At 59.0% G+C, this 22,548-nt stretch carries 21 protein-coding genes; 13 read left to right on the forward strand and 8 right to left on the reverse strand.

The genetic code is table 11. The annotated features are described in order from the left end of the window. Positions 1-14: 14 nt before the first annotated feature. The 6 genes from D6851_RS10455 (at position 15) to D6851_RS10480 (ending at position 7,118) form a co-directional block, all read left to right on the forward strand. Positions 15-1,538, forward strand: a complete 1,524-nt coding sequence (locus D6851_RS10455; protein WP_120324856.1) for a peptide chain release factor 3 — start codon at positions 15-17, stop codon at positions 1,536-1,538. Positions 1,539-1,642: 104 nt separating this feature from the next. Further along, the gene (locus D6851_RS10460; protein ID WP_120325090.1) at positions 1,643-2,401 is read left to right on the forward strand and encodes an endonuclease/exonuclease/phosphatase family protein; all 759 of its coding nucleotides are present in this window, start codon (positions 1,643-1,645) and stop codon (positions 2,399-2,401) included. Positions 2,402-2,559: 158 nt separating this feature from the next. Further along, on the forward strand, positions 2,560-2,898 hold the full coding sequence (locus tag D6851_RS10465; protein ID WP_120324857.1) for a P-II family nitrogen regulator: 339 nt from the start codon (positions 2,560-2,562) through the stop codon (positions 2,896-2,898). Positions 2,899-2,915: 17 nt separating this feature from the next. Further along, entirely contained in the window at positions 2,916-4,301 is a 1,386-nt protein-coding gene (locus D6851_RS10470; RefSeq protein ID WP_120324858.1) for an ammonium transporter, read from the forward strand. 185 nt (positions 4,302-4,486) lie between these two features. After that, positions 4,487-4,825: a P-II family nitrogen regulator gene (locus D6851_RS10475; protein ID WP_120324859.1), complete on the forward strand. Its 339-nt coding sequence runs from the start codon at positions 4,487-4,489 to the stop codon at positions 4,823-4,825. Positions 4,826-4,976: 151 nt separating this feature from the next. Next, the gene (locus D6851_RS10480; protein ID WP_120324860.1) at positions 4,977-7,118 is read left to right on the forward strand and encodes a tetratricopeptide repeat-containing sulfotransferase family protein; all 2,142 of its coding nucleotides are present in this window, start codon (positions 4,977-4,979) and stop codon (positions 7,116-7,118) included. Positions 7,119-7,205: 87 nt separating this feature from the next. Here the strand turns inward: D6851_RS10480 and D6851_RS10485 are convergent, their stop codons facing one another. Together D6851_RS10485 and D6851_RS10490 are read right to left on the reverse strand one after the other, a co-directional pair. Continuing rightward, a complete protein-coding gene (locus tag D6851_RS10485) occupies positions 7,206-7,649 on the reverse strand; it encodes a protein tyrosine phosphatase family protein (protein ID WP_120324861.1) in 444 nt (147 codons plus the stop codon). Between the two features lie 2 nt (positions 7,650-7,651). After that, on the reverse strand, positions 7,652-8,452 hold the full coding sequence (locus D6851_RS10490; protein ID WP_120324862.1) for a TerC family protein: 801 nt from the start codon (positions 8,450-8,452) through the stop codon (positions 7,652-7,654). Positions 8,453-8,686: 234 nt separating this feature from the next. Here D6851_RS10490 and D6851_RS18210 point away from each other — a divergent pair, with 234 nt between their 5' ends. The 7 genes from D6851_RS18210 (at position 8,687) to D6851_RS10525 (ending at position 15,630) form a co-directional block, all read left to right on the forward strand. Continuing rightward, positions 8,687-9,463 carry a cold-shock protein gene (locus D6851_RS18210; protein WP_120324863.1) on the forward strand — a complete coding sequence of 259 codons (777 nt, stop codon included), beginning with the start codon at positions 8,687-8,689 and terminating at the stop codon, positions 9,461-9,463. Between the two features lie 167 nt (positions 9,464-9,630). Beyond that, positions 9,631-10,821 (forward strand): aspartate aminotransferase family protein, encoded by a 1,191-nt coding sequence (locus tag D6851_RS10500; RefSeq protein ID WP_120324864.1) that lies wholly within the window; start codon positions 9,631-9,633, stop codon positions 10,819-10,821. Beyond that, complete coding sequence (gene argF / locus D6851_RS10505) at positions 10,821-11,750, forward strand: ornithine carbamoyltransferase (protein WP_120324865.1); 930 nt, start codon at positions 10,821-10,823, stop codon at positions 11,748-11,750. Before D6851_RS10500 ends, argF begins: the two co-directional genes overlap by 1 nt. A gap of 117 nt (positions 11,751-11,867) precedes the next feature. After that, on the forward strand, positions 11,868-12,785 hold the full coding sequence (gene hslO / locus D6851_RS10510; RefSeq protein WP_238474034.1) for an Hsp33 family molecular chaperone HslO: 918 nt from the start codon (positions 11,868-11,870) through the stop codon (positions 12,783-12,785). Positions 12,786-12,876: 91 nt separating this feature from the next. Continuing rightward, complete coding sequence (locus D6851_RS10515) at positions 12,877-13,311, forward strand: DUF3617 domain-containing protein (RefSeq protein WP_238474035.1); 435 nt, start codon at positions 12,877-12,879, stop codon at positions 13,309-13,311. A 65-nt stretch (positions 13,312-13,376) separates the two neighbouring features. Continuing rightward, complete coding sequence (queC, locus tag D6851_RS10520; RefSeq protein ID WP_120324866.1) at positions 13,377-14,087, forward strand: 7-cyano-7-deazaguanine synthase QueC; 711 nt, start codon at positions 13,377-13,379, stop codon at positions 14,085-14,087. 1 nt (position 14,088) lies between these two features. Next, positions 14,089-15,630, forward strand: a complete 1,542-nt coding sequence (locus D6851_RS10525) for an MFS transporter (RefSeq protein ID WP_120324867.1) — start codon at positions 14,089-14,091, stop codon at positions 15,628-15,630. Between the two features lie 12 nt (positions 15,631-15,642). Here D6851_RS10525 and D6851_RS10530 read toward each other — a convergent pair whose 3' ends face one another. The 6 genes from D6851_RS10530 to D6851_RS10555 form a co-directional block, all read right to left on the reverse strand. Continuing rightward, a complete protein-coding gene (locus D6851_RS10530) occupies positions 15,643-16,239 on the reverse strand; it encodes a superoxide dismutase family protein (protein ID WP_120324868.1) in 597 nt (198 codons plus the stop codon). Between the two features lie 61 nt (positions 16,240-16,300). Then, complete coding sequence (locus D6851_RS10535; RefSeq protein WP_120324869.1) at positions 16,301-16,759, reverse strand: DUF2793 domain-containing protein; 459 nt, start codon at positions 16,757-16,759, stop codon at positions 16,301-16,303. Between the two features lie 12 nt (positions 16,760-16,771). Then, positions 16,772-18,991 carry a phage tail protein gene (locus tag D6851_RS10540; protein ID WP_183030062.1) on the reverse strand — a complete coding sequence of 740 codons (2,220 nt, stop codon included), beginning with the start codon at positions 18,989-18,991 and terminating at the stop codon, positions 16,772-16,774. Then, on the reverse strand, positions 18,952-19,380 hold the full coding sequence (locus D6851_RS10545) for an NlpC/P60 family protein (RefSeq protein WP_120324871.1): 429 nt from the start codon (positions 19,378-19,380) through the stop codon (positions 18,952-18,954). The genes D6851_RS10540 and D6851_RS10545 overlap by 40 nt, the downstream gene beginning before the upstream one ends. Next, complete coding sequence (locus D6851_RS10550) at positions 19,377-20,204, reverse strand: DUF2163 domain-containing protein (protein WP_120324872.1); 828 nt, start codon at positions 20,202-20,204, stop codon at positions 19,377-19,379. The genes D6851_RS10545 and D6851_RS10550 overlap by 4 nt, the downstream gene beginning before the upstream one ends. Continuing rightward, complete coding sequence (locus D6851_RS10555) at positions 20,201-22,537, reverse strand: DUF2460 domain-containing protein (protein ID WP_120324873.1); 2,337 nt, start codon at positions 22,535-22,537, stop codon at positions 20,201-20,203. Before D6851_RS10555 ends, D6851_RS10550 begins: the two co-directional genes overlap by 4 nt. Positions 22,538-22,548 lie beyond the last annotated feature (11 nt).

Below are 22,548 nucleotides of genomic sequence, written 5' to 3' on the forward strand. Positions count from 1 at the left end.
TATTGAGACAATCTATGACTTCCAATCGCCGCACATTCGCCATTATCTCGCACCCTGACGCGGGTAAGACGACGCTGACGGAAAAGCTGCTGTTGCAGGGCGGTGCTATTCACTTGGCGGGGCAGGTGAAGGCCCGCGGGCAAGCCAGACGGGCCCGTTCCGACTGGATGAAAATCGAGCAGCAGCGCGGCATTTCCGTGACCAGTTCGGTCATGACCTTTGAGCGTGATGGTGTGACTTTCAACCTGCTCGATACGCCGGGTCATGAGGACTTTTCGGAAGACACCTATCGCACGCTGACAGCGGTGGATTCGGCGATCATGGTGATCGATGCTGCCAAGGGGATCGAGCCGCAGACGCGCAAATTGTTCGAAGTCTGCCGTCTGCGTTCTGTGCCGATCATTACTTTCATAAACAAGGTCGATCGGGAAGGGCGCCCGGGCTTCGAACTGCTCGACGAAGTGGCCGATATGCTGGCGCTCGACGTGTCGCCCCAAAGCTGGCCAGTCGGTATGGGCGGCCGGTTTGAAGGTGTGTTCGATTTCGCCAGTAATACGGTTAGCCGTCCCGAAGGCGGCAGCCGGGAATTCCTCGGTAAAAGGGAGGACGATCCGTCTTTGCCTGAGGAAAGTGCGGAGGAAATCGAGCTTGCGAAAATCGGCTATCCCGAATTTGACGAAGAAGCCTATCGCAATGGCGATCTGACACCGGTCTATTTCGGTTCGGCACTCAAGAATTTCGGGGTTACCGAAATGATCGAAGCGATTGCCGCACACGCTCCACCGCCGCGCGCGCAACCGGCGGGCGATGAACAGATTTCACCGGACCGCGATGAAGTGACCGGATTCATCTTTAAGGTTCAGGCCAATATGGACCCGCAGCATCGTGACCGGATTGCCTTTATGCGGATGGTTTCGGGCACATTTAAGCGGGGCATGAAACTGACGCCCTCGGGTCTCGGCAAGCCGATAGCGATTCATTCGCCGATCCTGTTTTTTGCGCAGGACCGTGAAATTGCCGATACGGCGGAAGCGGGAGATATCATTGGTATCCCCAATCACGGAACGCTGCGTGTGGGCGATACTCTGTCTGAAAAAAATCAGATTCGCTTTACCGGCCTGCCCAATTTTGCGCCGGAAATTCTGCGCCGTGTTAAGTTGAAAGATCCCACCAAAACCAAGCAGTTGCGTAAAGCGCTGGACGATCTGTCCGAGGAAGGTGTGATCCAGGTTTTCTACCCGGAAATCGGCGGACAATGGATTATCGGCGTGGTCGGGCAACTTCAGCTGGAAGTGCTGGTCGACCGGCTGGCCGCCGAATATAAAGTGGAAGCGATGCTGGAAGCCTCGCCATTTTCTACCGCGCGCTGGATAGCCGGGCCGGAAGCGGCGATGAAGGATTTCGAACAGTTCAACCGTGCTAATCTTGCCAAAGATCGCGATGGTGATCTGGTTTTCATGGCCAAATCCGCCTGGGATGTCGGCTATCAGGAAGAGAAGAATAAGGACCTGACGTTCAGCGCTACAAAGGAGCGTTGAGCATGATTGAAGGGGGCCATAAAGGCTTTTAGCAGGGCCAGAGCGAAACCGAACGGGGCCTGAAACGGTGACAGAGGGCGTAGTCCGCCCTAAACAGGATGCCGATGATCCAAAAATCCGGAAAAAACGCTCCAGACACCAAGGCCGATGCCGGGCATAACGGGAACCCGGTTCGGTTCACTCTGGCAAGCTATAATATCCATAAGGGCGTCGGGCTGGACCGGAAGCGCGATCCCGAACGGATCATGACCGTGCTGCATGAAATCGATGCCGATATCGTTGTGCTGCAGGAAGTCGATCGGCGGATCGGTGCTCGCAGTGCCGTCCTCTCACGCGGTCTGCTGGCCGAACATCACTGGCAGCTCGTGCCGCTGGCGATGAAGCCGGCCAGTATCGGCTGGCACGGCAATGCCATTCTCGTGAGGCAGGGCATTGAAATCGTCGATGCGGAACCGATAGGCCTGCCCACTATCGAACCGCGCGGGGCTGTCTGCGCGCATCTCGCCATGGGCGGATGGAATTTTCGCGTGGTGGGTATGCATCTCGATCTGTCGGGTTTGCGCCGCCGGCAGCAGATTGCTTCTGTTTGCGCACATCTGGAGGAAAGGCCGGGCCCGGCAATCATGGCCGGAGATTTCAATGAATGGTCGGGCAGAGGCGGCTGTTTTCGTGAATTCGGTAAGCGGTGGAATGTTCTGCGCCCCGGCCGCAGTTTTCACAGCCGCCGCCCGCTGGCCGCACTGGACCGGATCGTGATTTCCTCCGAATGGACCTGCCATTCCTCTGCGGTCCATCAAAGTGCCCTGTCGGTGCGGGCTTCCGATCATTTACCGATCAAAGCGGATCTTGAGCTCACTGCCTAAATTTTGGGCATATGCACAAGATTCAAGCCAGTTGGGAGCGCAACAGAGCACAAACTTGCGCCCAATTCCCCTTTATATAGCGAAAATGTGAATTGGCATGCTTGTTGCAGAGCCATTTCACAGCCGGGGACCGGCCCGGTAAGCAACAGGGGTCTGTGATGAAATTCATCATCGCCATAATCAAACCATTCAAGCTCGACGAAGTGCGCGAAGCGCTGAGCGGAATCGGCGTCGCCGGCATGACAGTGTCTGAAGTGAAGGGGTTCGGACGCCAGAAGGGGCAAACCGAGATTTATCGCGGCGCGGAATATTCGACGAATATGCTGCCCAAGGTAAAGCTCGAAATCGCCGCAACGGATGCTGTCGCGCCGCAGGTCGTGGAAACGATTCAGCAGGTCGCCAGCACCGAAAGTATCGGTGACGGCAAGATTTTCGTGCTCGATCTGGCTTCCACCACGCGCATTCGTACCGGTGAAACCGGCGATACGGCGCTGTGAAACTGAGGGGGAACAATATGATCCGCAAGTTAGCATATGGTGCGGGGGCCGTCGGGTCGCTTGCCACAGCCAGCGTTGCCTGGGCTCAGGACGCGGCGGAAGGCGCCGTCGCCGCAGGGACGCCGATTGCCGAAGCAACCGAAGTGGCCACCACCGCTGCCGCTGTTGCCAATCCCGGTAATAATGCCTGGATGATGACGGCAACCATTCTGGTTCTGATGATGATCGTGCCGGGGTTGGCGCTCTTTTATGGCGGCCTCACCCGGTCTAAGAATATGCTGTCTACCATGACGCAGATCGGTGCAGCGGCAGCTCTCGCCATGCTGATCTGGGTGATGTGGGGCTATTCCATGGCATTTGGCCCGAACACTTCGGAAGGCTTTATCGGCAACTTCCTGAGCAGCGGGAGTCTTTTCCTGTCTTCGGTTACGCCGAGCAGCACGGCCGCGACTTTTTCTGATGAAGTCATTAGTGAATATGTCTTTGTCTGCTTCCAGATGACTTTTGCTGCGATTACCGCAGCGCTGGTTCTCGGGGCTACGGTCGAACGGATGAAATTTTCCGCTGTGATGGTGTTTGTCGCCATCTGGCTGACAATCGTCTATTTCCCGATAGCTCACATGGTTTGGGCTGGTGGCGGTCTGTTGTTCAAGATGGGCGCACTCGATTTTGCGGGCGGCACTGTGGTGCATATCAATGCCGGTGTTTCGGCACTGGTCGCTGCGATGATCCTCGGCAAACGTCAGGGTTACCCCGCAGAACCGATGCCTCCGCATTCGCTTACGCTTACCATGGTGGGTACCGGGCTCCTGTGGGTTGGCTGGTTCGGTTTCAACGCTGGTTCAGAACTTGAAGCCGATGGCACAGCCGGTCTTGCGATGATCAACACTTTCGTGGCGACCGCTGCGGCCGGTCTTGCATGGATGCTGGCGGAACGTCTCGCTGGCCACAAGGGTTCGGCTCTGGGCTTCTGTTCGGGCATCATCGCCGGTCTGGTCGCGGTAACGCCGGCAGCCGGTAATTCCGGGCCTTTCGGAGCGATTGTCCTTGGTATTGTCGCTTCTGTAGTCTGCTACTTCATGGTTGCGAAGGTCAAACCGATGCTCGGCTATGACGACTCGCTCGATGCTTTCGGCATCCACGGCATTGGCGGCATTATTGGCGCGATCGGCACGGGTATCGTTTATCAGCCTTTCTTTGGCGGACCGGGTGATGGCTCGACTGCGATGGGCGCTCAGGTGATGGTGCAGATCATTGCCGTGATTATCGCGATTGTCTGGGCTGCCGTTGGCACCACCATTGCGATCTTCATCTCCAAGGCTCTGACAGGCCTGCGAGTTACGCCTCAGGTCGAACAGGAAGGTCTCGACATCGGCGAACATGGAGAACGCGCTTACAACTGATCGCATAGTTTGGCGGTGATCGGGCTTTACCTCTCCACTCGATCACCGCCTCCAGATGTTCCTCCTGCGAACGTCAACTGAATGGGCCGGAGCTGATTGCTCCGGCCCTTTTTTATGCGTTTTTCAGAAACGGTGACTTTCCCGGGCGAGACGGGTATTCAGAAGCTCAAATTTAAGGGGAAAGCATGAAATTCGTCATTGCCGTTATCAAGCCGTCCCGTCTCGAAGAAGTTCGTTCGGCGCTCAGTGCGATGGGCATCGCCGGGCTGACCGCTTCCGAAGTCAAGGGTTTCGGCCGTCAGAAAGGCCAGACCGAAATCTATCGCGGAGCCGAATATGCCATCAACATGGTGCCCAAAGTGCGGCTCGAAGTGGCAGTGAGCGACGAACAGGCACCGCAGGTCGTCGAAACCATTCAGCAGGCCGCGAAAACGGGTGCGATCGGTGACGGCAAGATTTTTGTGCTCGATCTCGTCAACACGATTCGCGTGCGGACCAATGAGCGCGGCGATATGGCACTTTGACATGACGTCCCGCCGGGGGCCAGGCAGATGCTCGCGCCATCCGGTCTGAAACCGAAGCGTGACAGCGCAGCCTGCTTATTTTAACGCCACAGGGCTTCGCCCGTATTGCGGGCGCAAATATAATTTATGCGAATGACAGAAAGTGGATTTGATGCAGCACGCCCAGAGCGATGATCGCCTCGATGCGATGATCCAGAAGATTCAGTCCGGCAGTATGCGTATGACCGAGACCGATGCCATCTCCATCGCCGGGCAGCTTTATGCGAAAGGGCGCTATAAGCAGGCGGAGAATATCTGCCGGCAACTGATTCGCCATAAGCCGAATATTGCCGATGCCCATTCGATTCTCGGCATTGCCCTCAATGCACAGGGGCAACGCAAGGAAGCGCTGGCTTCGCTGCGCAAAGCTGTGAAGCTGGCCCCTCAAAAAGCCAGCTACCGGTCCAATCTGGGCGAAGTCCAGCGTTTGCAGGGGAATCTGGCCGATGCGACCGTTAGCCTGACCGAAGCGATCGATCTCGATCCGCGCAACCCCAGAGCGCATAATAATCTCGGCATCATCCGTTTCGAAAGCCGGGCCTATGAGGATGCCGCGCAGTCCTATCGCACGGCCATCGCGCTGAAACCCGATTTTGCCGAAGCCTATAACAATCTCGGCAATGCACTGCGCCGCACGGGTGACCGGGCCGGTGCCATCGACGCCTATCAGAACGCGCTGGCCATTCGGGAAACCTATCCCGAAGCCTATGCCAATCTGGGCACTTTGCTGCGGGAAGCGGGCAAGCTCGATCAGGCCGAACATGCTCTGCGCAAGGCCATCAGGCAGAAGCCCGATTATACCGAAGCCTATTACAATCTGGCTTTCATACTTTATTCCAAAAAGGCGGATCTCGATGCATTGCGCCAGTTGAACGAACTGTTCCAGCGCGACCCCAGGCATGAGCGCGGCCTGGTGCTGACAGCGCGAATCCAGATGCGTCTCAATAACTGGTCGACCGCAGAGCAGGCCTGTCGTCTCACCCTGCAGAACAATCCGAACAATGTCGAGGCACTGTCCGTTCTGGGCTATATATTGCATGAGACCAACCGCTATGCGGAAGGGCGCGAAGCTCTGGAAAAAGCCCTCAGCCTGGCACCGAACTTCGCCGAAGCGATCAATTATTATGGCATTGTTCTGAAGTCTCTGGGCGATTTCGACGCTGCGCGGGATCAGTTGCGGCGCAGCCTGGACATCAATCCTGCACTTTACGGTGCTTATGCCAATATTAGCGATCTGATTGATTATTCGCAGGATAAGGCCTTGTTCGATCAGCTCGAAAAGCTGGTTCAGAACAGCGATACGTTATCTGATGAAATGCGTCTGCCGCTCCATTACGCTTATGGCCGGGCGCTCGAACATCACGGACGCTATGAAAATGCCATGGAGCATTACATTAAGGGCGGGCAGCTCAAGCGTCGGCAGCTAAGTTATGATGAGAAAGAGGCGAAGGGGTTTTTCGCGCAGGTGAAGAAGGCGTTCCCCGCGGCCCTTTTCAGGGATCGGCCCTTTGCCGGCCATATGACCGACCGGCTGGTCTTCATTGTCGGCATGCCCCGCTCGGGATCGACGCTGGTGGAACAAATCATTTCCGGTCACGAAGATGTCTATGGGGCCGGGGAGGTCAAATGCCTCAATGATACGCTGCTGGCCTTGCGTGATCGTTTCCCTTCATTGTCTACCTATCCGGCGATGATCGAAGAGATGTCCGCCGGGCAGTGGGATCTGGTGGCCAAAGGCTATGAGCAGGCCATCTTCCGCAATGCGGGCGATGCCAAAATGGTCACGGATAAATTGCTGACCAATTTCTTCTTTATCGGGATGATCAACATCCTTTTCCCGAATGCGAAGATCATCCAGACGCGCCGCGATCCGGTCGATACCTGTCTTTCGACCTTCACCAAGCTGTTCAAGGACGACATGCCGCACAGCTATGACATGGTGGAACTCGGACGGTATTACCGTCAGTATGATGCATTGATGAAGCATTGGGAAAAGGTGCTGCCCGAAGGGGTGATGAAAACCGTCTATTACGAGGATGTGGTCGCCGATACGGAGCAGCAGGCGAAGGATCTTATCGAATTTCTCGGGCTGGACTGGAATCCGGGCCTGCTTGATTTTCATAAGTCCAGCCGGCCGGTGAAGACCGCCAGCGTGACGCAGGTGCGCAAGCCGATCTACACGACCTCGGTCAAACGCGCGGAAAAATATGGTGATGCGATCAAGCCGCTGGTGAATGCCATCGGTACCTTGTGATCTGTAATCTGCCCATTCCCGACAAAGGAAAAGGGGCTGAAAAGCCCCTTTTTCGATGCGGTATTTAACGGCTGGCCAAAGGAGCCGTCAGAGCTGCTGGCCTCTTGCCACATACATATCCAGTGCCGGTTCGATGGGTGAAATATCGTATCCTGCCCCTTCGGCGGCAGCGATTATCTCTTCCTTATCCTTGCCGAGCAGCGCCTGCGCCAGCGACCAGAGCAGTGTGGAGCGAGTACCTGAACGGCAATAAGCGAGAATCGGTCCTTTGGCCTTGCCCAGCGCATCGACCATGGCATTGACCTGCGCTTCGCTGAAGCCGGCATGGGTGATCGGGATCGCCACATAGTCCAGCCCGGCCTCGCGCGCGCTGTTTTCGATCTCGGCCCCCTCTGGCTGATCGGCCGCTTCTCCATCGGGCCGGTTATTAATTACCATGGTCACACCATCCTGAGCGGCTTTCGCAACATCCCCGGAGGTGATTTGCGGGCTGACGAGCATGGTGGGGGTAAGATGACGAAAATCGCTCATCGTCAGGCTTCCTTTTCTGTTTGGGCCGCCGCGCGGCGGCGATTGCGCTTGACCATGTTGAGCGCTTCCACCGCAACGGAGAAGCCCATTGCAGCGTAAATATAGCCCTTGGGCACATGGAAGCCGAAACCGTCTGCTATCAGGACCAGTCCGATCATGACAAGAAAAGCCAGTGCCAGCATGACGAGGGTGGGGTTGTTTTCGATGAAACGGGCCAGCGGATCTGCGGCTATCAGCATGATGCCCACGGTGATGACGACCGCTGTGACCATGATCGGGACCTGATCGGTCATCCCCACGGCCGTGAGAATCGAATCGATCGAGAACACCAGGTCGAGCGCGATGATCTGCGCAATGGCGGCGGTGAAGGTGATTTCGCCCAGCCCTTTTTTGTGATCGAGTAATTCGCCCGAAGCGTCATCGGGTTCCATATTGTGATGAATTTCCTTGGTTGCTTTCCACAGCAGGAACAGGCCGCCGGCGAGCAGGATCAGATCGCGCCCTGAAAAGGCGGTTTCGAAAGTCGGCTCTCCATGCGGCCCCGGTGCGCCCTGGAGGCCGAGATCGAATAGCGGCGTCTGTAAAGTAACGATCCATCCGATCAGTAAAAGCAGGCCGATTCGCATGATAAGCGCCAGCCCGAGCCCGACACGGCGGGCTTTGCTCTGTTGCTGTACCGGCAATTTATTCGACAAAATCGCAATGAAAACGAGATTATCGATGCCAAGAATGATTTCCAGTACGACCAGAGTCAGCAAGGCAGCCCAGGCGCCCGGATCCGACAAAAGAGCGAGAATATCCATAGGGGCGGTTTCTGCCCAAGCCATGCGGTACTGACAAGCAGTAAGCGCAAGACTGTATTGTAAAATCGCGAGAGTCTTACAGGTGACTTCTTAAAACATTCGCTATACGGCGTCATCTAGGTTATAAGTATCTCCGGATAATTTCGGGGGGAAAAGCCTCCATTGTCTGTTCGGCACGGATTCGCCCTCGTTGTCGGATGTTTGGTGAGGGCGAAGTGAAGGTACGTAAGGTTCATGGGTTACGATAGAGGTCGTCGCGGTCGTGGGCGCGACAAACGAGACGGATTTGGCGAAGAAGGTTTTGACGCTTTTCCGGGTTCGGGTCGTGATCGTTTCGGTGGCGGCGATGATTTTGGCGGTTCCGATCGTTTCGGAGGAAATGACCGCTTTGGCAATCGTGGCGGTGGTTTTTCCGGCGGCGGCGGCGGTGGTGGCGGCTTCGGTGGAGGCGGCGGCGGTGGTCGCGGTCCCCGCGGCGGAGGCATGCCCGCTCAGGTGGTCGGTACCGGCCAGGGTAAGGTTAAATTCTTCAATACGCAGAAGGGTTTCGGTTTCATCCAGCGCGATGAAGGCGGCGAAGATGTATTCGTGCATATCAGCCAGGTGGAACGCGCCGGGCTGGAAGGCCTCGCCGAAGGGCAGGAACTGGCTTTTAATCTGGTCGATCGCGGCGGCAAGGTTTCGGCAGCCGATCTGCAGATTGTCGGTGATGTGATTCCGGTGCAGCAGCCGCGCGGCGGCGGAGACAGTGGCGACCGCGGTGACCGCGGGGCTCCCCAGCGTCAGCTGACGGGTGAAAAAGCCACTGGCACAGTCAAATTCTTCAATGCAATGAAGGGCTTCGGTTTCATTGTGCGGGACGATGGCAAGGAAGATGCCTTCGTTCATATCAGCGCAGTGGAACGGTCCGGCCTGTCTGGCATCGAAGAAGGGGAACGTTTCGAGTTCGATCTCGAAGTTGATCGACGAGGGAAATACTCGGCGGTCAATCTTGTGCCCGTTCAGGACTGACACGCCGCTCTCAGGCCGGTGATCGCGCCGGTTTCAGAGCAGAAATCATAAACGGATGCAGATGGCGGTTCTTTCCGGAGCCGCCATTTGTCGTTTTATCTATTTACAGTTCTATCCTTATTCCGGGCCAGATCCTGAAGGCCTGTTGTTTTGCAAGGAAATACGCGATGTCCATCTCTCCGCTTATGCCCGTTTATCCCCGGTGCGGCGTGCGGCCTGTCCGAGGCGACCACTGCCATCTGATTTCGGAAGATGGCACGCGATATCTCGATTTTGCTGCGGGGATTGCGGTCAATCTGCTGGGCCATTCGCATCCGGGACTGATCGGTGCCTTGCAGAAACAGGCAGAGACGCTGATGCATGTCTCCAATCTCTATGGCAGCCCGCAAGGCGAAGCGCTTGCGCAACGTCTGGTGGATAACACTTTTGCCGATACGGTTTTCTTCACCAATTCGGGTGCCGAAGCGGTCGAAGCGGCGATCAAGACGGCGCGTGCCTATCATCAGCATGATGGCAATGAAGAGCGTTTCGAACTGATAACCTTCAATAATGCCTTTCATGGCCGGACCATGGCGACGATCAGCGCGTCCAGTCAGGAAAAGATGCATAAGGGCTTCATGCCGCTGCTGCCTGGTTTCAAATATGTCGATTTCAATGATCTGGAAGGTGTGAAAGCCGCAATCGGTCCCCATACGGCGGGCTTCCTTGTTGAGCCGATCCAGGGGGAAGGCGGTATTCGCGAAGCCACGCCGGAATTCATGGAAGGTCTGCGTGCTCTGGCCGATGAGCATGATTTGATGCTGGTGCTTGATGAAGTGCAGACCGGCGTAGCCCGGACCGGAACGCTTTACACCTATGAGCAATATGGGATCGAGCCCGACATCATGGCGACGGCCAAGGGTATTGGTGGCGGTTTCCCGATGGGGGCATGTCTCGCCACGGAAAAGGCAGCGCGCGGCATGGGCTTCGGTGCTCATGGTTCCACTTATGGCGGCAATCCCTTTGCCATGGCGGCGGGCATGGCTGTGCTCGATGTCGTGGCCAATGAAGAATTTCTTGCTGAAGTGCGCGCCAAGGGTGAAAGGCTGCGTACGCGTATGGAACAATTTATCGGTAACTATCCCGAGCTGTTCGAAGGTGTGCGTGGCAAGGGGCTGATGCTGGGGCTGAAAATGAAGGTCGAGCCACGGCCTTTCATGCAGCATCTGCGGGATAACCACCAGTTACTGACCGTGGCTGCAGGTGACAGTACGCTACGAATTCTGCCACCGCTCGTCATCGGCGATGCCGAGATGGACGAATTTTTCGATAAGTTGTCCAAAGGGGCTGGCGATTACCCTCAACCGGAGAGAGACTGATGACTCTACGGCATTTTCTTGATCTGTCCGATGCGGGCAGCGATGCGATTGCGGCGATGATCGGGGATGCGCAGGACCGGAAGGCTGCGCGTGCCGACTGGCCGAAAGGCCAATCCGATGCAGATGCGCCACTGGCTGGCCGTACTCTGGCGATGATCTTCGAGAAAAACTCCACCCGGACACGGGTGAGCTTCGATATGGCTATGCGTCAGCTGGGGGGCGATGCGCTCATTATGGATGCGGGGACCACTCAGATTGGTCGCGGCGAGCCGATTGCCGATACAGCACGTGTGCTCAGCCGGATGGTCGATGCGATCATGATTCGCACCGATGACCATGCCAAGGTTGAAGAAATGGCCCGTCATGCCACTGTGCCGGTTATCAACGGTTTGACCGACCGGTCGCATCCCTGCCAGATCGTGGCCGATCTCCTGACAATTGTGGAGCATGGAAAACCGCTTCCCGGGCTCGAAATCGCATGGTTCGGGGATGGTAATAATGTGCTGCATTCAGTGCTCGAAGCCGCAGGATTGATGAAGTTCAACATGCGGGTGGCGACACCGGAAGGGTATGATCCGGATGCTGAATTTGTCGATCAGGCCCGGGCTCGCGGGGCCAATATCGTGCTGACGCGCGATGCGCAGGCCGCGGCAGCGGGGGCGGATATTATCGTGACCGATACATGGGTTTCGATGGGGCAGGCCCATGCCGAGGAAAAGCTGGCGGCGATGGCCCCTTATCAGGTCAACGAGGCGCTGATGGCATTCGCGAAACCCGATGCGCGCTTTTTGCATTGCCTGCCCGCTCATGTCGGCGAGGAAGTGAGCGAAAGCGTCTTCGAAGGACCGCAATCGATCGTTTTCGATGAAGCGGAAAATCGCCTTCACGGCCAGAAGTCCATTCTTCTGTGGTGTTTCGGTCTGCTGTAAATTGAGCAGGGGCGGGTGGTGAACCTGCCTCTGTCTCCCCTTTTTGCCGCTTTTCCGGATTTTGGCAGGGAGAAGGGGGCTTATCGGGGGCTATTACGCTTCCCATATGGTTTTGTAATGACCGACAATATGAATCCCTCTCCCCTCCCGGCCGATGAAACCGGGTTCGACCGTATTCTGACCTTTTCGCTTCCCGCTCGTGATGCGCGGGGGCGTTCCGTGCGTCTCGGCCCGGTGCTCGATACTATCCTTGCATCGCATGACTATCCGCCGGCGCTGAAGCATCTGCTGGCGGAAGCTCTGGTCCTGACCGCTCTGATGGGCGGGTTGCTGAAGGATGAAGGCAGTCAGCTTACTATGCAGGCGCAGACCGAAAGCGGCATCGTGGAATTGCTCGTTTGCGATTATCGCGATGGCGAACTGCGCGGTTATGTGCAGCACGATCCTGAGCGTTTTGCGGGGCTGGGCGCCAATCCCGGCCTGTCTTCCCTCTTCGGTGAAGGCTATCTGGCGATCACGTTCGATCTCGCGCTGGGCGGGGAGCGCTATCAGGGGATCGTACCGCTGGAAGGTGATTCGCTGTCTGAAGCCGTAGAGTCCTATTTCGCTCAGAGCGAACAGGTGCCTACTCTGATCCGTACAGCGGTGAAGACCGGGCCGGATGGCTGCGTGGCCGCAGGCCTTCTGGTTCAGCATCTGCCCGAAGGTGAGGAAGGACGCGAGCGTTTGCATGTGCGGATGGACCATCCCGAATGGGACCATGTGGCGATTCTCGCTGGCAGTATCCGGCATGAAGAGCTGATCGATCCCGCTCTGTCACAGGAAGCGGTGATCTGGCGCCTGTTTCATGAGGAATCCGAAGTCCGGGTCGAGCAGGGGCGTCTGCTCACGCGCGGGTGCCGATGCACGATTACGCATTTCGAGGATGTGCTGGCACGTTTCCCCAAAGAAGAACGGCGCGAAATGAGCGATGAAGAAGGTATTATCCGGGTCGATTGCGCCTTCTGTTCGCGCGAATTCGAAATTCAGGACTGAGGTTTCGACTTCAGTTTGGGAACCGGGTCTTCCATTCGTCGTATATGGGGGGCAATTGGCCGTTCATATTAGGTATGCTATAAAGCGTCTTATGACCACATCTCTGCTCTCTCGTTTTATGCGCATGGTAAAAGCGCAGCCTGGTCGCTGGCTGGCCATAGCTGCCGTCCTTGGTGTGGCGGCTCCGGCGCTGGCTCAGGGCAGCGGCTCGCTTGCCATGCTGGACGGGCTCGATCAGGGCCTGTGGGAATTGCGTATGCGCGGAGCTGAAAAGCGGGAGCGTATCTGCATGCATGATGGCCGTCAGTTCATCCAGATCGAGCATCGCCAGCCGGGATGCGATCGCTTCGTGGTGAAAGACACGCCCAAGGAAGTGATCGTGCAATATACCTGCCACGGCAATGGCTATGGCCGAACCTCGATTCGCAAGGAATCGAGCGAGCTGGCGCAGCTCAAGACTCAGGGCATTTCGAATGGCCGGCCTTTTTCTATCGATGCGGAGTTGCGGCGCGTGGGTTCCTGCTGAGTCCTGGTCGCCGCTCTGTGGCAGCGGGGCTTGCACGGCAGCGAAGGGCGGCCTAGCGCACAGTCATGCTGGATGAATCACGAAAAGATGCCGATGCCGTCATTCTTCTGAGCGGTGGACTCGATTCCATGGTGTCGGCCGGGCTGGCACTGGAGCAGGGCTATCGCATCAATGCCCTCACCATCGATTATAATCAGCGCCATCGTTGCGAGATCGAGGCGGCAAAAACCATTGCCCGCGATCTCGGGGCCGTTCGCCATGTGATTTTGCCGCTCGATTTGCGTCAGTTCGGCGGTTCGGCCTTGACTGACGATGCCATTGATGTGCCCAAGAGCGGCGTGGGGGAGGATATTCCCGTCACCTATGTTCCGGCACGCAATCTGGTTTTCCTCTCACTGACGCTGGCATGGGCCGAAGCGATCGGGGCGCAGGATATTTTCATCGGCGTCAATGCACTCGACTATTCGGGTTATCCCGATTGCCGCCCCGAATTTATCGAAAGCTTCACCAGAACCGCGACTCTCGCCACGAAAGCGGGCGATCAGGGCAAGGGTTTCACCATTCATACGCCGCTGCAATTTCTCGGTAAGGCCGATATTGCGCGCGAGGCTGCGCGGCTCAGTCTGGACCCTGCGCAGAGCTGGTCCTGCTACGATCCGACGCCTGAAGGGCTCGCTTGCGGAACTTGCGACAGTTGCCGCTTGCGGCGCAAGGGCTTTGCGGATGCAGGTGTAGAGGATCGTACGCAGTACGCCGCAGAGCCGCCGCTCGACTGATATGTCTCAGGCTGGTGCGGGCAGGGACACGGGTAATGGCACTGTGCCGTTTTATCACTGGTATGCGCTGGGCATATTGGTGCTGGTCTATTTCCTGAATTTCGTCGACCGGCAGATTCTCTCGATTCTCGCGAACGATATCAAAGCGGATCTTGCGCTTGACGATGCCGATCTCGGTTTTCTGTATGGGACGGCTTTTGCGATTTTTTATGCGCTTTTTGGCATTCCGCTGGGGCGGCTGGCGGATCGCTGGCACCGGACCCGGCTGCTCGGCATCGGGTTGCTGCTCTGGTCGGGAATGACGGCTCTGTCAGGTCTGGCGCGCCATGGCGGGGCTCTGGCAGTCGCGCGGATCGGGGTGGGGGTCGGCGAAGCGACGGCCAATCCCTGCGCCTATTCGCTCATCGGAGACTGGTTTCCGCAGCGCTTGCGCGGCACGGCGGTCGGGATTTATTCTTCTGGCCTGTTTGTCGGTAGCGGCCTGTCGCTGGTGATCGGCGGTACAGTGGTAGAGAGCTGGAATGCGGCTTTTCCTGCAGGCGGGCCACTCGGGCTGGCAGGCTGGCAGGCAGCTTTTCTGGCCGTCGGCCTGCCGGGCCTGCTGCTGTCCGCCTGGGTGTTTTCCTTGCGCGAACCGGCCCGGCCCGAAGGCTGGCATCCCGCAGAGGCGCAGTGGCGCAAGCTGTTGCGTGACTGTGCCGATGTGATTCCGCCTTTCACTCTGTTGGGAGCGGCGCGCAGAGGCAGTGGAGCACTGTTCGCCAATCTGACCATGGCAGCGGTGCTCGCTCTCACGGCTGCGTTACTTGCGGCACTGACAGGCAGTGCGATGCAATTCTGGCTGCTGGCGACGGGCATATATGCTGTGCTGAGCTGGGCTCTGGCATTGCGCCATGACGATCCGGAAACTTTCCGTTTTACCTGGGGCTCCCCCGCTTTCATGGGAATCGTCGTGACTTATGGGGCGATTTGTTTTGTCGGCTATTCGGTCACCTACTGGGCAGCGCCCTTTGCCGAGCGGCAGTTTGCCGTAGACAAGACTGAACTGGGCTGGCTGTTGGGCGCTCCGGCGGCGCTGGGTGGCTTTCTGGGGGTAATCGGCGGTGGACGGCTGGCGGATAGTCTCGGCAATCGAATCCCTGCAGGGCGTGCCATCGTTCTGTCGATTGGCCTTCTTCTCCCTGTACCGCTGATCCTGATCGGTTACGGTACGCATAGTGCTGTGCTGTTCTATGCGATCAGCTTTGCCCTGCAATTTGCCACATCGACCGGGCTTTCGGCTTCGGCATCGGCGAGTCAGGCTCTTGTCAAACCGCATATGCGCGGAACGGCGACAGCCATTTTCCTGATTGGCACAACGCTGATCGGTCTTGCACTGGGGCCCTTCACGGCGGGCTATGTTTCCACAGCGACGGGCAATCTTGGAACGGGTGTGAAAGCGGTGCTGGTGGCAGTGCCCTTCGGGTGTTTCGCCCTGTGGCGGGCCTGCCGGGCTATACCGGAAACCGCCCGTCGACTCGAAAGTCAGACGGGCGGTGTTTAACAGTTGGACCGATCAGACTGCCTGAGCGTCTTCTTCAGTCGCGGCAGGTTTTTCCATTACGCCGCAGGCCATGCGGCTTCCCGCATCGCCAGCCGGATCAGTTTTATAATCGTCAGGGCCGGCATGGATCACAACCGCCGTACCGTCATCGTCGAAAATGCTGTCCAGAATATGGTCGCGATCACCATCCAGCGTGACCGTGGCCGAACCTGTGCCGTCGGCACCAATGGTCAGATTGGGCATATCGCCCATATGGGCACCATTCGGATTTTCGGTGCCATGTTCCTTGTCATCCGGATTGAGATGCCCGCCAGCGGATTTGAAATCGGGCGCATCGCATGTGCCGGTCTGGTGCAGGTGGAAGCCATGTTCGCCTTCTTCAAGGCCGGTTGCGTTGACCGAAACTTCGATAGCGTCGCCATCGGCCAGCAATGTTGCCGTGCCGGCCGGTGTACCGTCAGCCATGGCCAGTTGTGCTGTACCCAGCTCTTCAGGCCCGGTGGTCGCGGTTTCGGCAGGAGCGTCGGTGGCACTTTCTTCAGGCGTACCGCCGCAGGCGGCAAGAGCGATAGTAAGCGGCAAAAGCGCGGCAAAACGATAGGTCGACATACAGGTTCCTCCAGTCAGAATGTCGATTACCAACGTGTAACTCTGCCTTTTGGTCCGAAATTTATATATTCGGAAAGATACCGGCATCGATCAGGCTGGCGATGAGCCCTGCAATGGCTGCTCTTGCTTCGCTGTCCACTGTATCGCCGCCGCTGGGACCGGTAACGGTGGAGGGCCGTTTCCAGCCACCGGCATAGCGGATGATCTGCCCGCTGCTTCGGTCTAACAGGCTCATTCCGTCACGCGGGGGTATGAACAGCCAGCTTCCCGCCTGCCAGCAGGCCAGAGTGCCTTCCCGGTCAACCCATTCGCCGCTGGCGTCGGGACCGATCAGCCAGCATTGCCCGTCTTCAGGAAAGGTCGGCGGTTCGGCCTGTTCGGCTTCAATGGCTGCATGGAGCAGCGCATCGGTGCGGCTATGAGCTTCATTGACGAAAAACTCTTTTTGCGCCTGTCCGGCGAAAAGCATGGGCAGGCCGAAGCGGGGGCTGGTGGATGTGAAGGATAAGGGGTCGGGCATGACGATAGTCTCCTAGGAAATGACAGTGAGAAGAAGCGGGTCGGACAGGGCGAACTGGCCCTTCTGCCGGACCCAGAGAGGTTTGCCGGTTCCTCCGGCTAGTTGAACCGCGGGAATGGTGAGGGACGCCATGTCGCTTTCCCATTGCCGGTCGGGCCAATCGACCGGACCGATCCCGACCAGATAGGCTTCGCGTTCCTCATTGAGCGGCACATCCACACCGTCGCGCCATTCCCATGCGCCGCGTGCCCGGCGGGTCCATTGACACAGGAAATCGCCGGAACCGTTCTGCGTCACTTTGGGATGAACCGGGGTAAGCGGTTTCAGGCTCCGGCCCGGTGTGACGAGAGATGCGGAAACCGGCTCGTCATCGGCAAGGCCGAGGGCGAGAATCCGTGTTCCCTCAAAGGTAGAAATATCGGCGCTATCGAGCTGTACCAGCCGTTCGTCGAGTAGCGTGAAATCGCTATTGGTCTGTTGCCCGGCATAAGCGTCGCCTTCGCTGCCCGCGCGCCCGCGCAGCAAGCCTGACAGGCGCCAATGGCTTCCGCCCAGAGCCGTTGCACGGGCGAACTGAATCACTTCTGAGCCGATCTGCGCGCGATTCGCGCCCGCAGCCAGCTGTTCGGGGCTGGCATCGTCCAGCGTGAAATCTTCCGCGGCTAGCAGGATATCGAGTGTTGCCTCTCTTTCAAAACGCAGGGCGCGAGAAGGTGGCAAGGCTGTGAGGCTGTGTCCGATGATGGCACGGCGCGGTCCGCAGGAGCCGATGGGGTGCAACTGCCCTTCCCGGTCGGTATAGAGCGCTGCGCCTGTCCAGCCCGAGCTGATGCTGGATGGTGCGGCATAGATCATGCGGTTCGCCATGTTGCCCGACCCGTCCCATGGCAGTTCGACAGCGTGCAGAAGTGTGGGGGTCGCCTGCTTGTCCGGCGGGCTCAACACCGTGCCGCTTTCTGCCGGATCCTCCCGTGCCGGACCGCGCGGCAGACGCACAAGTTCCAGCTCGACGCCCTGATCGCGCCATTCCCAGCTTGTGATACGCCAATATCCGGCATGGCCGGGCAGGCGCACCACACTGCCGGGACCGAGCGCAGGATCGAGTTCGGCAAGGCGCCAGGCGATGCTTTCGCTATGCCAGCCAGCCCTTTCACGGGCGGCATTGACGATATTGCGGGCCGATTGTGCATCCAGCGCGCCGGGGAACTGGATCGTAGCGGTCGTTCCGGGCAAAGCCTGTCCCCCGGCACGCTGCATACCGGGCTGATAATCGCGCGCAGGATCGTAATAGCGGATAGCAGTCGGAATTGTGGCCTCGGCAGCGCTGCGCCGATGATGCTGGCCGGTCATCTGTCCGAAGCTTTCGCCATCCAGCGCCCTGGCCGGTTCGGGAAGCAATGGAATCTCTGCGGGAGGCTGCGCGGCAGAGACGATCGTCAGTCCGTTTCCATCGGCATTGCAGGCCAGAGGATAGGCTGAGTTCACCGTTGCCAGAAGATCGAGGAAGCTCCCGCCCTCATGGCTGAAACCGGCAAGGCCGGGGAGTGCCGGGTCCTTCGCGTTGGTTTCCGGCGGGAGCAGATCGACCAGCGCGACTTCGCCCTCCTCGCCGAACAGCTCGAAATTCAGGGTGGGGATTCGATTTCCGAAATCGGCGAGCTGAAGAGTGTCGAACACGCAATAGGCAAGCCCGCGAAAGGCCGGGCAGGCACCCCCAACCGCCGAAGCGATCAGCGGATCGAGCGCATTGTCTCCTCCGCCACGATAGAGACGGAAAGATCCGCCTGTTTTCAGATCGCCTGCCGCACCGCGCAGCAAATTGCCATCGGCCCAGATTCGTCCGACCGAAGCGACAGGACGGCTGGAGAGGGCGACCGCGAAGGAGACCGAATAGCTATATTGCGTGGTCGCCGCCGCGCCTTTCATGCCACCGGTGCTTTCGGCATTCTCCATCAGTTCGCTGGCCCAGATAATACTGCCCGGCACTCGCATACGACCATAATGGCGGCCGACCGCCGTGCCGTAGCTTGACGTGGTGACAGCCAGTTCATTGAGCCGTGCGCCCTGCCGGTCGTGGCCGAACAATGTGCGGTCGAGCTGCTGACCGGCCAGCGATCCGAGCGCACCGCCCAGCGGCCCGCCAAGCGCGGTGCCGACGGCGGTAAAGACAAGAGTAGCCATGGAGAGGTCTTTCAGTTGGAAGGGCAGCGCCACAGGCCGAGCAAGGGCCATGGAAAGGCGCCCGGTGTCTGCACCACCCGGCGCAGACCGGCATGGGCATGGATAAAGCCGGTGGGGCCCATAGCGATGGCGGCGTGCCATTGGGCCGGCCCGACTTTCCCGAGCAGGATATCGCCTGTGCGAAAAGGTGGAGGGCCCTGTATCAGTCCGCTATTCGCAGCGAAGGCGAGCAGCGGATCGATCCTGCTGTTGCGCAGGGCATAGGGTGGAGGAGAGGGGCAGCGATGGCCGGTATCGCGCAAAGCTGCGAGAATCAGGCCGAGGCAGTCCAGCCCGTGCTGCCGGTCACGACCATGAAGCCGGAAAGGGGTGCCGATATAGGTTCGGGCGGCCTCAACGAGTGCCTGTGCCTGTGCCTGTGTTTGCGTCTGCGTGCTCATGCGCTGGACGAAGTGGGGTAACGGGTGATCGCGTCATTGCCGGGCAGAAAGGGTTCACCCTGAAAATTGGCGGCGTTGGTAAAGCGCTGATGGCAGGTTTCCAGCCGGTGATCGCAACCTTCGCGCAGCAGAGCGCGAGTGCCGGGCATTATGCTTTCCGATATCGCCTTGTCGAGCATCAGCCCGGCGGCACCGGCTTCTATCACTTCCATGCGCAATCCGGCCTGCGGTCCGTCGAGCCAGCACAGTGAGCCGCCGGCCATCCTGTCGAGGGCGGGAGCACCGGTGAAGGTGACGCGGTTTTCTGTCGGATCGATAGCGGCAAGACGCGCTTCATGGGTGAAACGTGCCGCACTCAGCGTACAACCGGGGCCGCAAAAGGACGCACGGCAGGTCGGGCTGGTGCGCGGTATCGGATCACGATCGAGCTGCGCCTTGGCCGAGCGTAATTCGGCGTTGAACCGCCCATTCTCCATGCTGATGGCGCCGATTTCTCCGCGATAGAGCAGGGCTGTATCCTCGCGGTTTTCCCAGTCGACGAGGCCGACGAGAATCTGCGCACCGTCATAGCGCCCCTGTGCGCAATCTTGCTCACTGATGGTGCTGTGCGTCAGCACGCCCTGCATTTCGGCGGCATCCATGGTCAGATCGGCATGGCGGCGTATCGAGGACGGGGTGATCCCCGGTGCGGAGCGGTGCAGAATACCGTCGAAGAACAGGTCGCGATCGTGGCTTGTGAAACCGAGCACGACCCCGTCGCGGCGGGCGATTCGCCAAAAGATCGCCACGCATTCGAGCTGTTCGCGAAAGAAGACCCGGCTCATACCGCCTCCCTGATTTCGATCAGCGGGACCGACGGCACTTCGCCGGCGGCGAAGGTGGCGCCGGTAATGTCCAGCCGGTCCTCGGCAAAGCGCACGGGGACATCGAACAGGAAGCCCGCGCGAATATCGGCGCCCGGTGCGGGGGCGGTTTCGAACAGGATCGTGCCGCCATCGCCCAGCGTCCAGCCGTCAATCACCGGCAAGCCGTCCACACTTACCTGTATGCTTGCAGCGCGCGGGCGGGTGACCGGCCGGATCTGCGGATCGTCACCCGAACCGTAGCGTTTAACCAGCTGAAATGTGGCGGTCAGCCCGTCACCCGTGCCGATCCGCTGGTCGATCGGGGTGGGTGTACCGGTCATGCCATGAGAGCTGCAATCGAAAGGGTCGGCCAGACGGAAACCGCGTGCTGCGCCGCGCCGGGCGCGGAAAAAGGCGAGCAGCACGCCCAGTTCCTCTTCCGAGCGAATGCCGGGGCCGACATCGTAGGAAAGCCGTGCATCGCTCCACCGGCTGTTACGCCTTTCATGCCCCGATGCGGTCACTGCCACGGCGGTCGAAAATTCAGGGCTGACAGCGGCATCGCGCCCCGGCGCGAGCGGGTAGAGAATATCGTCGAAAGCCTGCATGTCGGTTTCCTCGAAAGATGGAAAATGCGTGTATCCATCGCGCGTGACCTGCGGCAGTGCCCAGATATAGAGCTGGTCGATGCCGCGTTTGGCGGCCTCATCAAGTCCCGCATCGATACGCTGCCAGTAGGTTTCGGCATCTTCGGGCTGAAGCACGAAACCGGCGAGATAATCCTGCTGTTCGGGCGGATAAGAGAGGCGGTCCTGCACTTTACGGTAAGCCGCGAGGCGCACCGCTTCGGCCCCGGCGGTGAGCCAGTCATAATCTTCGAGCTGGAAGCGGTCGAAAGCCGGATATGCCCAGCCCTGCGGCAGATTGGCACGATAAAGCTCCGGCATATCCGCTGCCAGCACGGTAGGCGTGAAAGCGAGCAGCAGCACTTCGGTTTCCGTCTCTCCGGCTGCTGTGCGAACCGCATCGCGCAATGCAGCGGTGGACTGGGCAAGCAGTGCGCCGGCATTGTCGAGCAGTGCGGTCTGCGGAGCCGACAGAGCGGCACGCATATCGGGAATGGCCACCGGATCGCCGCCCAGCGCGGTGCTTGCGGCATCGTCATAGAGGCAAATGGCGCCATCGGGTGTTACCCACCACCAGGCTTCCCCGATCTGGAACAGAACGGGCAGACCGGCCTGCTTTTGCAGAGTGACGAACCGCCCCGCCACCGCCTGCAGCCAGCCCATAGCCTGCGGATTCGCGGGCGAAAGCAGGGCGGATGGCGGGTCCCAGCCGGTGCGTCCCGGTGTGCCATCGGCAGTGCGTTGCTGCCAGGATGCAGGGCAGTTCTGTGCCAGTAATTCATAGGATAGCGAGGCGATAAGCTCATATCCCTGCGCCTTGCATAGCGCGAAGAAATTGCCGTGCCAGCTCTGTGCGGGTGTGCATAATATGCCCGCTTCATCGGCCAGCAGCGTGCCATTATCGCGCGTCAGGCGGTAGAAATGGCTCATGCCGACATAATGCAGAATCCGCCCGCGATAGCCGAGCCCGCGCAGATTGCGCAGCAGCCGGGCAGGCGTCTGATTATAGCTGTCATCATAGGCGGTCGCCATCTGCACGCCATGCGGTGGCACCAGCACATCGCCCACCTCCAGCATCGGCCTGTCGCCTTCGCAAAGGATTTCGCTCAGTTCGACATAGCCATTGGCGCGGGCGGGTAGCAGATCTTCGCTCTGCGCCACGAAACCGGGCGGGGTGAGCGACAGGAACAGGCGGTCTATATTGCGGGGCCAGACCGGATCGCCGCCGCCATTATCCACATTCCACCCTCCGGCAAGGTCGGAGAAGGGCAGGGTGATGAGCGCATTGTCGGGAGCCCCTTCGGCATAATTCCACAGCCTGACCAGCCAGATATGGGCCGCGCCGGTTGCGTCCCGGCCTTCGATCGTCAGCGTCGGCCCGTTCACGGCATCGAGCGGCAGCACACCTGCCGAGCGCCAGCGGAAGCGCAGAGTAGTGCGGGCGTAATTGCGGTCGGTGCGGTAGCCGAGCAGCGGGTGATCGAGTGTATCCTCACTTGCCCAGATCAGTCCGGCAAGATCGCCTTTGCGATGAAATTCAGCATCCACGCGCAGGCTGTCCGGCCCGGTGGTGACGACACTCGCCATCATCGGGCGCGGAAAATCGACCGTCCAGAAACGCGGATCGAATCGCTGAATATGGTCGCTATCCTGCCCGTCGCGGTGTTTTATCAAAGCGAAAGCCATAGGCGCTCTCC

Origin of the sequence: Altericroceibacterium spongiae (assembly GCF_003610805.1) — a bacterium.
GTDB lineage: Bacteria > Pseudomonadota > Alphaproteobacteria > Sphingomonadales > Sphingomonadaceae > Altericroceibacterium > Altericroceibacterium spongiae.